This is a genomic window from Blautia hansenii (genome assembly GCF_013304445.1).
Lineage (GTDB): Bacteria > Bacillota > Clostridia > Lachnospirales > Lachnospiraceae > Blautia.
Genome location: NZ_JAAITA010000008.1, coordinates 104,327 through 118,969, shown reverse-complemented (window position 1 = coordinate 118,969; position 14,643 = coordinate 104,327). Strand labels below are relative to the sequence as shown.

The window sequence follows — 14,643 nt, the reverse complement described above, 5'->3', positions numbered from 1 at the left end:
TAATAATCAGCAAGGATGATTATAGGTTCTGTGGATAAAACTGCGGAAACTCAAGACAGGATTTTTCTTGAAATCAGTAAAATCCTGTGCTATCATTAAGAACAGTGATTATACTCATCAGGAGGGAAAAACCGTGCAGAAATACGGAGTAAACGAACTTAGGAAAATGTTTTTAGAGTTCTTTGAGAGCAAAGGACATCTGGCTATGAAGAGCTTTTCTCTTGTTCCTCACAATGACAAGAGTCTGCTTTTGATTAATTCCGGTATGGCGCCTTTAAAGCCATACTTTACAGGCGCAGAAATCCCGCCCAGACGCCGGGTGACAACCTGTCAGAAATGTATCCGTACAGGTGATATTGAAAACGTAGGGAAGACAGCACGTCACGGCACATTTTTTGAAATGCTGGGAAACTTCTCTTTCGGAGATTATTTTAAGCGTGAAGCCATTGCCTGGTCCTGGGAATTTTTGACCGAGGTTGTGGGACTGGACCCGAACCGCCTGTATCCTTCTATTTATGAAGAAGATGAAGAGGCTTTTGAAATCTGGAATAAGGAAATGGGAATTCCTGCAGAGCGTATTTTCCGTTTCGGCAAGGGCGACAACTTCTGGGAACACGGCGCAGGTCCCTGCGGTCCCTGTTCTGAAATCTACTATGACCGCGGCGAAAAATACGGCTGTGGAAGTCCGGATTGTACCGTAGGCTGCGAGTGCGACCGTTACATGGAAATCTGGAACAATGTATTTACCCAGTTTGAAAATGACGGGGAAGGCCATTACACGGAACTGGTACAGAAAAACATTGATACCGGTATGGGTCTGGAGCGTCTGGCTTCTGTAGTCCAGGACGTGGATTCTATTTTTGATGTAGATACTTTGTGCGCTTTGAGAAACAAGGTCTGTGAACTGGCTCACACCGAATATAAGAAGGATGAGACAAAAGACGTTTCCATTCGTCTGATTACCGACCATATCCGTTCTGCAACCTTTATGATTTCTGACGGTATTATGCCCACAAATGAAGGAAGAGGCTATGTACTGCGCCGTCTTATCCGCCGTGCAGCCCGCCACGGACGTCTTCTGGGAATCGAAGGCAAGTTCCTGGCAGAGTTAGGCGCCGTTGTCATTGAAGGCTCCAAAGACGGTTATCCGGAACTGGATGAAAAGAAGAGTTTTATTTTCCAGGTGCTGACAAAAGAAGAAGAACAGTTTAACAAAACCATTGACCAGGGGCTTCACATTCTGGGAGAAATGGAAGAGGCTATGCAGAAGGAAGGCACAACGGAGCTTTCCGGCGCAAATGCATTTAAGCTGTATGATACCTATGGTTTTCCGATGGATTTGACAAAAGAAATTTTGGAAGAAAAGGGTTATACCATTGATGAGAAAGGCTTCCAGGAAGCTATGCAGGAACAGAGGGAGAAGGCAAGAACAGCCAGAGAAACCACCAACTATATGGGTGCGGACGCAACGGTTTACGATGAAATTGATACAGCCGTTACCACAGAATTTGTAGGTTATGACAAACTGGTATGTGATGCTAAAGTAACGGTTCTGACCACAGAAGAGGAAATCGTGGAGGCTTTGACCGAAGACCAGAGAGGAACCCTCTTTACAGAGCAGACGCCGTTTTATGCGACCATGGGCGGACAACAGGGTGATAAAGGTGTGATTGTCTGCGGTGACGCAGAATTTAAGGTGGAAGACACCATTCATTTAAGAGGCGGAAAAGTAGGACATGTTGGTGTTCTCACAAAAGGCATGATAAAAGTGGGCGATACCGTAACCTTAAAAGTATGTGAGACAGGAAGAGCCAACTGCTGTAAGAACCACAGCGCTACCCACCTGCTGCAGAAAGCCTTAAAGACGGTTCTCGGTTCCCATGTAGAGCAGAAAGGTTCTCTGGTAACTCCGGACAGACTGCGTTTTGACTTTGCACATTTCCAGGCCATGACGGCAGAAGAACTGGAAAAGGTGGAGAATATGGTAAACCGGGAAATCCGTGCAGGACTTCCGGTTGTAACGGATGTTATGACTATTGAGGAAGCCAAGAAGACAGGCGCTATGGCTCTGTTCGGCGAAAAATACGGAGAAAAAGTCCGTGTGGTTTCTATGGGGGATTTCTCAAAAGAACTCTGCGGCGGTACCCATGTAGCCAACACAGGAGAAATTGCAGCCTTTAAGATTGTAGCAGAAGCAGGTATTGCGGCAGGTGTGCGCCGTATCGAAGCCCTTACCGGAGACGGTGTATTTGCTTACTATAAAGAAATCGAGAAACGCCAGGCAGAAATCGCAGCAATGCTGAAGACTTCTCCGGCAGAAATCGAAGAAAAAATCGCACATCTCCAGGCAGAGGTGAAAAATCTGCACAGCGAAAATGAAGCACTGAAGGCCAAAATGGCAAAAGACGCAGTAGGCGACGTTATGAGCCAGGTACAGGAAATCAAAGGTGTGAAGCTTCTGGCAGTTTCCTTGGATGATGTGGATATGAACGGACTGCGTGACTTAGGCGACCAGTTAAAGGAAAAACTGGGCGAAGGTGTGGTAGTGCTGGCCAGCGTAGCAGGAGGAAAGGTAAGCCTTCTGACTATGGTGACAGAGGAAGCGCAGAAAGCAGGTGCTCATGCAGGAAATCTGGTGAAAGGCATGGCTGCCCTTGTAGGCGGAGGCGGAGGCGGACGCCCCAACATGGCTCAGGCCGGAGGCAAAAACCCGGATAAAGTACCGGAAGCCTTAAAAGCAGCAGCAGATATACTGGCAGACCAGATTAAATAAAAAATTTGTTTTTAGAAAAAGGAGGCTGTTTGATAGGCCCCCTTTTTTTCTCTCTATTCGGCTGTATTGACAAACTGACTGTTGTACAGTGTCTTATAAAAACCGCCCTTTTCCATTAATTTTTCGTGAGTACCCTGTTCGATAATACTTCCATCCTTCATAACCAGAATTTCATCTGCACCCCGGATAGTGGAAAGCCTGTGGGCTACAATAAAGCTTGTGCGTCCCTGCATCAGACGGTCAAATGCTTTTTGAATCATCAGTTCCGTTCTGGTGTCAATACTGGAAGTGGCTTCGTCCAGAATCAGCATAGGCGGCAGACAGAGCATAACACGAGTGATACAGAGAAGCTGCTTCTGTCCCTGGCTGAGACTGTCTTCTTTCAGGATTGTGTCAAGGCCGTCGGGAAGGCGGCGGATAAATTCCCAGCTATGGGACATTTTGGCTGCCTGTATGATTTCCTCCTCCGAGGCTTCCGGTTTGCCGATAATAATATTTTCCCGAACCGTGCCGCTTTTTATCCAGGTGTCTTGCAGCACCATGCCATAGCTGCTTCTGAGGGCATGGCGGGAAACCTGGCGGATGGATTTTCCGTCTACAGAAATGGTTCCGGAATCCACGTCATAGAACCGCATCAGCAGGTTGATAAAGGTTGTCTTTCCACAGCCGGTAGGCCCTACCAGAGCAATTCTTCTGCCCGGCGCGGCCTTCAGGTTAAAGTCTTCAATCAGAGGCTTATCCGGTACGTAACGGAAAGACACGTGTTCAATGGCAACGTTCCCTTTTACATCTGAGAGAGTGCCGGAAGCGTCAGAACTTTCCGGTTCTTCTTCTAAAAGAGAGAAAATCCTGGAAGCGCAGGCCAGTGCATTCTGCAGTTCTGTGATAACGGAACTGATGTCATTAAAGGGCTTCATATACTGGTTTGCATAAGCCAGCATAACAGAGAGACCGCCTACGGTCAGAGCCCCTTTGGGAATCAGAAGCGCACCGGTCAGGGCAACTGCCGCATAAATGAGGTTGTTGACAAACCTTGTAGCAGGATTCGTCAGACTGCTGTAGAAAATAGCATGTTGACTGGCTTCTTTTAACTCTTCATTTATCCGGGAGAAACGGGCAGAAGATTTTTCTTCGTAACCAAAGGCCTGAACGACCTTTTGGTTTCCAATCATTTCCTCAATCAGGGCAGTCTGTGCTCCCCTGGCTTCACTTTGTCTCCGGAACATCTGAAAAGAATGGGAGGAAATAAACTTTGCCACAAAAAAGCTGAGAGGGGTCAGCACAATGATCAGAAGAGTGATAAATACGTTTTTGGAAAACATAAATACCAGGGTTCCCATAATGGTGACAACACCGGAAAAAAGCTGTGTGAAGCCTAAAAGCAAACCGTCTGAAAGGGTGTCTGCATCGGCAATCACCCGGCTGATGATATCTCCGGTGCTGTGTCTGTCCAGATAGGAGAGGGGAAGCACTTGAATATGGCGGATAGCTTTTGTGCGGATGTCCTGTACGGTACGGTAGGTCATGCGGTTATTGATGAGGTTCATGACCCAGGACGCGGCGCCGGAGAGAGCGGCCAATATGAGAATTTGCCATAGATACTGCCACATTTTGGAAAAATGCACCTGATTCCTGGCGACGATTTCATCAATGGCGTTTCCGAAAAGAATCGGAACATAAAGCTGAAGGATTACGGAAACTGCGGCAAGCACGATACTGGCTATCAGCAGAAACCGGTATCTTCCGATAAAGCGGAGTACCTTTTTAAAGGTTTCCATACTGCTGCTCTTTGTTTTCTTTGAAATACTCATGGGTTTCCCTCCCTTTTGGATGCCGGAAAGCTTTCGGCTTTGTGGTTTTCTGTATATTTTGTGCGTTCTTCGGGAAACTGTGAGAAGAAGATTTCCCGGTATGTTTCACAGGAGTCTACCAGCTGGTCGTGGGTGCCTTTTCCCACCAGGAGGCCATCGTCCAGAACGAGAATCTGTTCTGCATGACGGATACTGGCAGAACGCTGGGAAACCAGAAAGGTAGTCACATTTCCCCTTAGTGCATGAAGTGCCTTTCGCAGGGCTGCATCTGTGGCAAAGTCAAGGGCGCTGGCGCTGTCATCCAGAATGAGAATTTCAGGATTTTTCACAAGAGCACGGGCAATCGTAAGACGCTGACGCTGGCCTCCGGAAAGATTTTTTCCGTTCTGTGTCAGATGAAAGTCAAGCTGTCCCTCTTTTTTCTCCACAATCTCTCTGGCCTGGGCCATGGAAAGTGCTGCCCAGATTTCTTCATCTGTGGCATCTTCCCGTCCCCATTTCATATTTTCGCGGATGGTTCCCTTAAAGAGCGCTGCCTTTTGAGGAACAACCCCGATTTTTTCCCGGAGTACATCTTGGGTATAATTGCGAATATTTTGTCCGTCCAGAAGCACCTGACCTTCTGTGGCATCATAAAAACGGGCAATCAGGTTTACAAGGGTTGTTTTTCCGCTTCCGGTTCCTCCGATAATTCCTACAGTCTGTCCCTTTTCTACAGAAAAGCTGATGTCAGAAAGACTGGGAGCGCCTGTGTCCGGATAAGAGAAGGTCACATGTTCAAAAGCAACGGCACAAGCAGAGGGAGTGTGCGCTGCGGTTTCTTCCGGATAGTCCATAGCAGGTGTGATTTTCAGGATATCAGCCACACGGCCGGCGCAGGCTGCTGATTTGTTCAGCGTGATAATCAGAGAGGCCAGCTTAATCAGTTCAATAATCATTTGAGCCATATAGTTATAAAGCGCAACCACTTCGCCCTGCTGCATATTGCCTAAATGGACCTGGATTCCGGCTCTGCTGATGAGAATAACGGTGGCAAGGTTAATCAGGACATAAGTAAGCGGATTCAAAAGAGCGGACAATTTCCCTACAAATTCGTTGAGCTTTGTCAGTTCCCGGTTGTGCAGGTCAAATTCTGCCACAGATTCCTGTTCGCGGCAAAAGGCCCGAATGACCCGGACACCGGTGAGATTTTCTCTGGTAAGTCCGGTGACCTTGTCAAGTTTCCCCTGCACGTTCCGAAACAGGGGGATGCTGAGATACATAATGAGAAAGACGGCCAGAAAAAGTACAGGAATGGCTACAACAAAAATCAGGGCGCAGCGCACATTGACAGTAAAGGCCATGACCATGGAACCAAGGACAATAAAAGGGCTGCGCAGCAGCAGGCGGAGCCCCATGTTGAGGCCGTTTTGTACCTGGTTAATGTCATCGGTAAGCCTTGTAATCAGAGTATCTGTTCCCAGCCTGTCAAGCTGGGAGAAGGAAAAACTCTGTACATGGTCAAAGACAGCCTGTCTAAGCTCGGCAGCAAAGCCGGTGCTTGCCTTTGCGGCAAAAAACTGGGCTGTAATACTGACAGTCAGACCGGCAGCAGCCATGAGAAGCAGGATAAAAAAATTCTGAATGATAACCTCCCGGTTATTTCCCGCAATTCCCACATCAATCATACGGGCGATGACCACGGGAACCAGCAGGTCAAATACTACCTCCAGAAACTTGAAAAAGGGAGCCAGTATGCTTTCTTTTTTGTAGTTTTTCAAGTAGACAGCGAGACGTCGCATGTTCTGTTTCCTCCGTTTCTAAAATAAAGTTTCAGGAAAAACCTGATAGACAATCCATATTATACTCCAGCACAGAAAGATAGAAAAGGAGAAAAAGAAAAAAGTGTTGACATTAAAAAAAATGGTCTGTATAATATGAAAAAGTTAGGAAGCTAACTAAAAGAAGCGAGGTGCAAATGATGCAGGATATGGATGAAAAAATAAGAAACATGCATACAGGAAGACTGGTGAGAATACTCAACCATCAGTTAAAGAGAGAGCATAAACCCGTGGAAACTCCGGAAGAGAATGAACTTACCCCCATGCAGAGACATGTGCTGAAACACATTTTGCTGGAAACTCTCCACAGAGATATTTATCAGAAGAATATAGAGGAAGAGTTTAACATCAGAAAATCCACAGCGTCAGGAATTCTCAAACTCATGGAAAAAAACGGTTTCATATACCGGGAGAGTGTGAAGGAGGATGCCAGACTTAAGCGGATTCTTCCCACAAAGAAAGCAGAGGCCATGCGTCCCAGCATTCTGGAGCATATTCATGAAACAGAGGTTCGTATGACCCGGGGGATTTCCCAGGAGCAGCTTTTTCTGTGCAAAAAAACTCTTTATCAGATGTGTCAGAATCTTGCAGAAAAAAACAGGGAAAATAAGGAGGTAGACAGGATAAATGAATAAGACACTTTTAAAATCAGTCCGGGAATACAAAAAACAGTCGGTACTGGCCCCGTTATTTGTAATCCTTGAGGTATTGATGGAAGTTCTCATCCCCATGGAAATGGCAAAGATTATTGATACCGGCATTGCCGAAGGCAATCTTACCTACATTGTACAGCGGGGACTGATTCTTGTAGTCATGGCCATGCTGGCTCTTTGGTTTGGTGCGATTGCAGGAAAGATGGCTGCTATAGGTGCGGCCGGTTATGCCAAGAACCTGCGGCATGACATTTTTTACAAGGTACAGGAATTTTCTTTTAAAAATATTGACAGGTTTTCCACTTCGGGACTTGTTACCCGAATGACAACCGATATTACGAATGTACAGATGGCGTATATGATGAGTATAAGACTTCTGGCCAGAGCCCCCATTATGGTGCTTCTTTCCTGGGTTATGACTCTGCTGATTAACGTAAAAATCGCCCTTCTGTTTCTGATTGTCATCCCGCTGCTTGGCGGAACGCTTATTTTTATTGCAAAAAAAGCGCATCCTCATTTTATCAAAGTATTTGATGAGTATGATGTATTAAACAATTCCGTTCAGGAAAATGTAAATGCCTCCCGCGTGGTAAAGGCATTTGTAAGAGAGGATTTTGAAATCAGCAAATTCCACGGAATTTCAGGATATGTGTACAATCTTTTCACAAAGGCAGAAAAAATTGTTGCATGGAACTCCCCTGTTATGCAATTTACCATGTATGTTGTTGTACTGTTGCTTGTGGCAATCGGCGGAAAGAGTATTGTGACAGGAACTATGGCGACAGGAGAACTTACCAGTGTGATTGTGTATGCCCTTCAGATTCTCATGTCCTTGATGATGGTTACATTTGTGTTTGTTATGATTATGATTGCAGAGGCATCTACAGACCGTATTACAGAGGTTCTTACCGAAGTTCCGGAGATGAAGGATAAAGAAGATTCTGTAAAAGAGGTTCCAAATGGAGAAATTGTGTTTGACCATGTGAATTTCAGCTACAGCGGAAAAGGCGGCAATCTTTCTTTAAAAGATATTAACCTTCATATTAAATCAGGACAGACCATTGGTATTATCGGAGGAACCGGAAGTGCCAAATCCACTCTGGTTCAGATGATTCCCCGTCTTTATGACGTAACAGAGGGAAGCGTAAGGGTCGGAGGCAGAGATGTCCGTGACTATAACTTAGAGGCTCTTCGCGACCAGGTATCCATGGTGCTTCAGAAAAACGTGCTGTTTTCCGGTACGATTTATGAAAATATCCGCTGGGGAAATGAGCATGCCAGCGACGAAGAAGTGCAGAGAGTGTGCAGACTGGCTCAGGCAGACGGATTTGTCAATGAATTCCCGGCAGGCTATGATACCCAGATTGTTCAGGGCGGAAACAATGTTTCCGGAGGACAGAAACAGAGACTTTGTATCGCCAGAGCACTCTTAAAGAAACCCAAGATTCTAATTCTGGATGACTCTACCAGTGCAGTAGATACCAAGACAGACGCCCTGATTCGTAAGGCATTCCGCGAAGAAATACCGGATACCACAAAGATTATCATTGCGCAGAGAGTGGCATCTATTGAGGACGCGGACCAGATTATTGTTCTGGACGGAGGTTCTGTTGTGGGAGTAGGCACTTCCGAGGAGCTTCTGAAAACAAATGAAATTTACAGAGAAGTATACGAATCTCAGGTCAGAGGAGGTGAAGAGCATGAGTAAACAGGAAAACAAAAAGTCAAGAATCTCAAAAAATACACTGAAGACTGCAAAACGTCTTTTGAAATATGTAACAGAAACCTATAAAGTACGTTTCATTCTGGTTTTTATCTGCATTTTAATCAGTTCTGTGGCGACGATTTCCGTATCCCTGTCCTTGAAATTCCTGCTGGATGACTTTATTATTCCACTGATTGGACAGCAGAATCCGGATTTTGCAGGACTTTATAGTGCACTCAGTGTTCTGGGATGTATTTTCCTTCTGGGAGTTATTTCTACCTTTATTTACACAAGGATGATGGTTTACATCGGACAGGGTGTTTTAAAAAGAGTGAGGGATGATATGTTTGAGCATATGCAGACCCTGCCTATCCGTTACTTTGACCAGAGAACCAATGGTTCGATTATGAGTCTTTATACCAATGATACAGATACACTGCGTCAGATGATTAGCCAGTCCATTCCTCAGGCGCTGATGTCCTTTTTCACGATTATTGTAACTTTTATTTCCATGCTGGTACTCAGCCCGCTTTTGACAGTTCTGGCCGTTGTGGTTATTTTTGTAATGATTTTTGTTACAAGAAAAATCGGTGGAAACAGCGGGAAATACTTTGTCAGACAGCAGATGTCTTTGGCAGATGTGACTGGTTTTGTGGAAGAACGTATGAATGGACAGCGAGTGGTAAAGGTGTTTAATCATGAGAGAAAATCAGAAGAAGAGTTTGATGAGCTTAATGAGGCGCTGTTTGAGAGCGCATCCAGAGCCAATACCTTTGCCAATATGATGGGACCGGTAATCGGAAACATCGGAAATCTGCAGTTTGTACTCACTGCAGTTCTGGGCGGTTTCCTCTCTGTTCTGGGCGTAGGGGGAATTACCCTTGGCGTCATGGCTTCCTATCTGCAGTTTACAAAGAGCTTTACACAGCCTTTCATGCAGGTAGCACAGCAGTTTAACTCCATTGTTATGGCTCTTGCCGGAGCAGAGCGTATTTTCCAGTTGATTGACGAGGAACCGGAAAAAGATGAAGGCTATGTAACACTGGTAAATGCCAGAAAAGATGAAAAGGGCAATCTTGTGGAGTGCAAAGAGCGCACCGGTATGTGGGCATGGAAACATCCTCATTCCGCAGACGGTTCCGTTTCTTATACAGAGCTTACCGGCGATGTGGTATTTGAGAATGTAACCTTTGGCTACAATGAAGATAAGGTCATCTTAAAGAACATCAGTCTCTATGCAAAGCCGGGACAGAAGCTTGCATTTGTAGGCTCTACAGGAGCTGGAAAAACTACCATTACCAACCTGATTAACCGTTTCTATGATATTCAGGAAGGTAAGATTCGTTACGACGGCATTAATATTACAAAGATTAAAAAGGATGATTTACGCCGTTCCCTTGGAATCGTGCTGCAGGATACTCACCTGTTTACCGGAACCATTATCGATAACATCCGTTACGGAAAGCTGGATGCAACGGATGAGGAAGTGTATGCGGCAGCCCGCCTGGCTCATGCAGACCAGTTTATTCAAATGCTGCCAAACGGATACCAGACCATGTTAAGCGGTGACGGGGAAGAACTCTCCCAAGGACAGAGACAGCTGCTCTCCATTGCAAGAGCTGCAGTGGCGAATCCGCCGGTACTGATTCTGGACGAGGCGACCTCCAGTATTGATACACGAACAGAAAGCATTGTGCAGAAGGGTATGGATAACCTGATGAAAGGACGTACTGTTTTTGTCATTGCCCATCGTCTGTCCACTATCCGCAACAGTGATGCCATCATTGTTTTGGACCACGGAAAGATTATCGAAAGAGGAGACCATGAAGACCTTATTAAGATGAAGGGAACTTACTATCAGCTTTATACAGGTAAGCTGGAATTGTCATAAAAGAGACAGCATTGAGGGAGATTGGTGCTGGCAGGGATCATGTCGGCAGTAATCCTGAAAAAAATTCAGAAAAACTTGAAAAATTTGATTAAAACAGTTGACGAATGACAAAAATCTGCTATAATATCATTTGTGCAATAAAAATACCCAGACAGTTGTATTATGCACAATTTGCAGCTGGAGGGAGGTTAGGTGTGAGCTTATGTCAAATGTAATCGTAAAAGAAAACGAGACTTTAGATAGCGCTTTACGTCGTTTCAAGCGTAGCTGTGCAAAAGCAGGTATTCAGCAGGAAATCCGTAAAAGAGAGCATTACGAGAAACCAAGTGTTCGTCGTAAGAAAAAATCTGAAGCAGCTAGAAAACGTAAATATAATTAATGTGCAGTAAAAGCCTCTGGAAAGACCAGAGGCTTTTTTACAACATCTGCATATAGGACAATTCTAAAGGAAATGTATGAAAAAGATTATTGATATTATATCCAGCAGACTGTTTGTTACCATAGCGGCTGTGCTTTTGCAGCTTATCTGGATTTTTGCCATGCTTTGGGGCGTGGGTGCCTTTTCCGGGCATATTATGAATCTTATCAGCCTGCTTAGTGTGCTTATGGTACTCTGGATTGTAAATAAAAAAATCAACCCCTCGTATAAGCTGGCGTGGACCATTCTCATTCTTGCGGTTCCGGTGTTTGGCGTCATTATTTACCTTTTATTCGGACAATCCCGTGTGGCAAAAAAAATGACCCAGGAATCCGAAGCAGTAATGAAAGAGATTTCCAATTATTTTCGAGAAAGCAGGGAGACCAGAGAAGCCCTTTCAGCGGAGGATACGGGCGCTTCCAATCAGTCTGCTTATATAAGGAACTGCGCCGGATTCCCGGTGCATACCAATACCACAACCAAGTATTATGCAGTGGGAGACGACATGTTTATTGACATGCTGGAAGATTTAAAAAAAGCAGAGCATTTTATTTTTCTGGAGTATTTCATTATCCATGAGGGAAGAATGTGGAATGCCATCTTAGACGTATTGGAAGAGAAGGTAAAGCAGGGAGTAGATGTGCGCCTGATTTATGATGATATGGGCTGTGTAACCACACTTCCCACACGATATTATAAGAAGCTGCAGGCCAAAGGCATTAAGTGTGCAGCCTTTAATCCGGTGCGTCCCATTTTAAATATTGTGCTGAACAACCGGGATCACAGAAAAATTCTGGTGATTGACGGACATACCGGCTATACGGGAGGCGTCAATCTGGCAGATGAATATATCAACGAGAAAATGAGGTTCGGACATTGGAAGGATACCGGAGTACGTCTTGTAGGAGAGGGAGTCTGGAATCTGACGGTGATGTTTCTGCAGATGTGGAGTGTGATTACCAGAATGAAGACCCATCTGCCTGCCTATGGACCGTATGTGTACCATCCCGAAGAGTTTGAAAGCGACGGGTTTGTTCAGCCCTATGGAGATTCACCGCTGGACGGAGAAGTGGTAGGAGAAAATGTTTACTTAAATATCATCAATCAGGCCCAAAAATATGTGTATATTGCCACGCCTTATCTGATTATTGATAATGAGATGATGACGGCTCTTTGTCTGGCATCTAAAAAAGGGGTGGATGTGCGGATTATCACACCGGGAATTCCGGATAAAAAGCTGGTTTTTCTGTTGACGCAGTCTTATTATCAGCAGCTTTTAAGCGCCGGGGTACGGATTTATGAATATACGCCAGGATTTATTCACGCCAAAAATTTTGTCTGTGATGACGAACTGGCGGTAGTGGGAACCATTAATCTGGATTACAGAAGTCTGTATCTGCACTTTGAATGTGCGGCCTGGCTGTATAAATGCAGCGCAGTGGCCCAGGTAAAAGAAGATATGACGGAGACGTTTTCCGTTTGTAAGGAGATTACTCTGGATGTGTGCAGACGGCAGAATGTGCTGCAGAGAGGTATGCAGAGCATTCTCCGTCTGTTTGCTCCCATGCTGTAAAATTTATGAAAATTTTAGAGTTTCTGTCAAATGGGAATAGACGAACAGGGGATATCATGATATAGTAGACATACTTATCAGACGTTTACAGGAGAAGATTTTATTTTTAAGGAGAAAATTATGTTGTGGACAAAAGCGGTTTTGGGGACGGATGTTTACCATATTATCCAATGGTTTTTGATTTACAGTATTTTAGGCTGGGTTGTAGAGTCTATCTATATGTCTATCTGCAATCGAAAATTAACCAACCGGGGATTTGTAAGAGGTCCTATCTGCCCTATTTACGGTGTGGGCGCACTGACGGTATATTTTCTGCTGCGTCCGGTAGACCATAATCTGTATCTGCTGTACCTTATGGGATGTATTATTCCTACGCTGTTGGAGTATGGAACAGCGCTTCTGATGCTGAAGATTTTTGGAGAGGTCTGGTGGGATTATTCCCAGAAGCCTTTTAACTATAAAGGAATTTTGTGTCTGGAAAGTACCGTTGCCTGGGGTTTTTATACGCTGGGACTGTTTCTTTTCCTTCACAAAGGAGTGGAACGGGTAGTGGAGAGTTATTCCTTTCAGACAGGAACAAGACTGGGTGGAATTCTGCTGCTGATTTTTGCTGTGGATTTTGCCTATGCACTGTACCAGAAGAAAAAAGACTGTATTCCCGATTCTTTCCAGGAGTTTAAAGAGGGAATTCTGGCTTTCCGCTGGAGATAAGGCTCTGTTGTCATAAATGCCGGAGTTTTTGCTTACAATGCTATAAGAGTAAATGTGAAGGCAGGATAAAAATGGGCAGAAAAGCGGCGGTATTGTTAAGTTGGGTGCTGATTTTCTCCGTTTGGCTGACTGGATTTCCAGAAAGAATTCTGGCAGAGGAGGGAGAATTGATTACAGCGCCTCATGGTGTGCTGATGGAGGCATCTACCGGAAAAATTATTTATGAAAAGGACATGGATACCAGAGTAAAACCGGCCAGTATCACCAAGATTATGACCTTGCTTCTGATTTTTGATGAGTTGGAAAAGGGAAATTTACATATGGAAGACCAGGTGGTGACCAGCGCTTATGCCAAGTCTATGGGAGGCTCCCAGGTATTTTTGGAAGAGGGCGAAAAGCAGAGTGTGGAAACCATGATAAAGTGTATTGTCATTGCTTCGGGCAATGACGCCAGTGTGGCTATGGCCGAGCATATTGCAGGCAGTGAAAGTGAATTTGTGAAGCGGATGAACGAGAGAGCAGCAGGACTTGGAATGGAAAATACCCATTTTGAGGACTGCTGTGGTCTTACGGAGTCGGATAATCACTATACCAGCGCCCATGACGTGGCGAAGATGTCCAGAGAACTGGTGACGAAATACCCGAAGATTCTGGAATATTCTTCTGTGTGGATGGAAAACATTACCCATGTCACGTATAAGGGAAGCAGTGAGTTCGGACTTACCAATACCAATAAACTGGTGCGCAGCTATGATGGTTGTGTGGGGCTGAAAACCGGCAGTACCAGCGTGGCAAAATACTGTGTGTCTGCGGTGGCCAGGCGAAACGGAATTACTCTTATCAGCGTAGTGATGACAGCGCCGGATTACAAGGTGCGTTTCAAAGATGCGGCTGCCATGCTGAATCTGGGCTTTGGAAGCTGTAAACTCTATACGGACGAGAATACGAAGTCCCCGGGGACTGTACAAATAAAGGGCGGAGTTTTAGAGGAAATATCCTGCAGCTATAAAGAGAAATTTTGTTATCTGGATACCAAAGGAGCGAATACAGATTCCATTCAAAAGAAAATCCATATGAAGAAAACCGCAGAGGCGCCAGTGAAGAAGGGAGAGAAGGCGGGAAGGGCTGATTATTATCTGGATGGAAAGAAAATCGGAAGCGTGGACCTTGTCTTTGACAGGAATGTAAAAAAGGCAAAATACCGGGATTATCTTGAGAAAATCTGTAAAATTTTCCTGCAGGGAAGGGAAAAAAATATTTCTGAAAAGAAATAAAAAACATGTTGAAA

Annotated in this window: 10 protein-coding genes; 8 read left to right on the top strand and 2 right to left on the bottom strand. The window is 45.0% G+C overall.

The window, feature by feature from the left end; all coding sequences use genetic code 11:
* Positions 1–133 precede the first annotated feature (133 nt).
* The gene (alaS, locus tag G5A70_RS08300; protein WP_173749197.1) at positions 134–2,773 is read left to right on the top strand and encodes an alanine--tRNA ligase; all 2,640 of its coding nucleotides are present in this window, start codon (positions 134–136) and stop codon (positions 2,771–2,773) included.
* Between the two features lie 53 nt (positions 2,774–2,826).
* Here the strand turns inward: alaS and G5A70_RS08295 are convergent, their stop codons facing one another.
* Positions 2,827–4,584: an ABC transporter ATP-binding protein gene (locus G5A70_RS08295; protein WP_173749196.1), complete on the bottom strand. Its 1,758-nt coding sequence runs from the start codon at positions 4,582–4,584 to the stop codon at positions 2,827–2,829.
* Positions 4,581–6,365 (bottom strand): ABC transporter ATP-binding protein, encoded by a 1,785-nt coding sequence (locus tag G5A70_RS08290; RefSeq protein ID WP_173749195.1) that lies wholly within the window; start codon positions 6,363–6,365, stop codon positions 4,581–4,583. The genes G5A70_RS08295 and G5A70_RS08290 overlap by 4 nt, the downstream gene beginning before the upstream one ends.
* 188 nt (positions 6,366–6,553) lie before the next feature.
* On the opposite strand from G5A70_RS08290, the gene G5A70_RS08285 reads away from it, so the two are divergent.
* From G5A70_RS08285 to G5A70_RS08255, 7 genes are all read left to right on the top strand, one after another.
* Entirely contained in the window at positions 6,554–7,039 is a 486-nt protein-coding gene (locus G5A70_RS08285; RefSeq protein ID WP_308781650.1) for a MarR family winged helix-turn-helix transcriptional regulator, read from the top strand.
* A complete protein-coding gene (locus G5A70_RS08280; RefSeq protein ID WP_173749194.1) occupies positions 7,032–8,765 on the top strand; it encodes an ABC transporter ATP-binding protein in 1,734 nt (577 codons plus the stop codon). Before G5A70_RS08285 ends, G5A70_RS08280 begins: the two co-directional genes overlap by 8 nt.
* Positions 8,758–10,653 carry an ABC transporter ATP-binding protein gene (locus tag G5A70_RS08275; protein WP_173749193.1) on the top strand — a complete coding sequence of 632 codons (1,896 nt, stop codon included), beginning with the start codon at positions 8,758–8,760 and terminating at the stop codon, positions 10,651–10,653. Before G5A70_RS08280 ends, G5A70_RS08275 begins: the two co-directional genes overlap by 8 nt.
* 202 nt (positions 10,654–10,855) lie before the next feature.
* Complete coding sequence (gene rpsU, locus G5A70_RS08270; protein ID WP_004222305.1) at positions 10,856–11,032, top strand: 30S ribosomal protein S21; 177 nt, start codon at positions 10,856–10,858, stop codon at positions 11,030–11,032.
* Positions 11,033–11,108: 76 nt separating this feature from the next.
* Entirely contained in the window at positions 11,109–12,644 is a 1,536-nt protein-coding gene (gene cls / locus G5A70_RS08265; RefSeq protein WP_173749192.1) for a cardiolipin synthase, read from the top strand.
* A gap of 123 nt (positions 12,645–12,767) precedes the next feature.
* Positions 12,768–13,355 (top strand): putative ABC transporter permease, encoded by a 588-nt coding sequence (locus tag G5A70_RS08260; protein ID WP_173749202.1) that lies wholly within the window; start codon positions 12,768–12,770, stop codon positions 13,353–13,355.
* A gap of 71 nt (positions 13,356–13,426) precedes the next feature.
* On the top strand, positions 13,427–14,629 hold the full coding sequence (locus G5A70_RS08255) for a D-alanyl-D-alanine carboxypeptidase family protein (RefSeq protein ID WP_173749191.1): 1,203 nt from the start codon (positions 13,427–13,429) through the stop codon (positions 14,627–14,629).
* Positions 14,630–14,643 lie beyond the last annotated feature (14 nt).

What these genes read in the sequence shown, in the direction of transcription:
- G5A70_RS08295 (WP_173749196.1), bottom strand. Translation starts at nt 4,584, where the DNA reads ATGAGTATTTCAAAGAAAACAAAGAGCAGCAGTATGGAAACCTTTAAA.
- G5A70_RS08290 (WP_173749195.1), bottom strand. Translation starts at nt 6,365, where the DNA reads ATGCGACGTCTCGCTGTCTACTTGAAAAACTACAAAAAAGAAAGCATA.
- G5A70_RS08285 (WP_308781650.1), top strand. Translation starts at nt 6,554, where the DNA reads ATGGATGAAAAAATAAGAAACATGCATACAGGAAGACTGGTGAGAATA.
- G5A70_RS08280 (WP_173749194.1), top strand. Translation starts at nt 7,032, where the DNA reads ATGAATAAGACACTTTTAAAATCAGTCCGGGAATACAAAAAACAGTCG.
- G5A70_RS08275 (WP_173749193.1), top strand. Translation starts at nt 8,758, where the DNA reads ATGAGTAAACAGGAAAACAAAAAGTCAAGAATCTCAAAAAATACACTG.
- rpsU (WP_004222305.1), top strand. Translation starts at nt 10,856, where the DNA reads ATGTCAAATGTAATCGTAAAAGAAAACGAGACTTTAGATAGCGCTTTA.
- cls (WP_173749192.1), top strand. Translation starts at nt 11,109, where the DNA reads ATGAAAAAGATTATTGATATTATATCCAGCAGACTGTTTGTTACCATA.
- G5A70_RS08255 (WP_173749191.1), top strand. Translation starts at nt 13,427, where the DNA reads ATGGGCAGAAAAGCGGCGGTATTGTTAAGTTGGGTGCTGATTTTCTCC.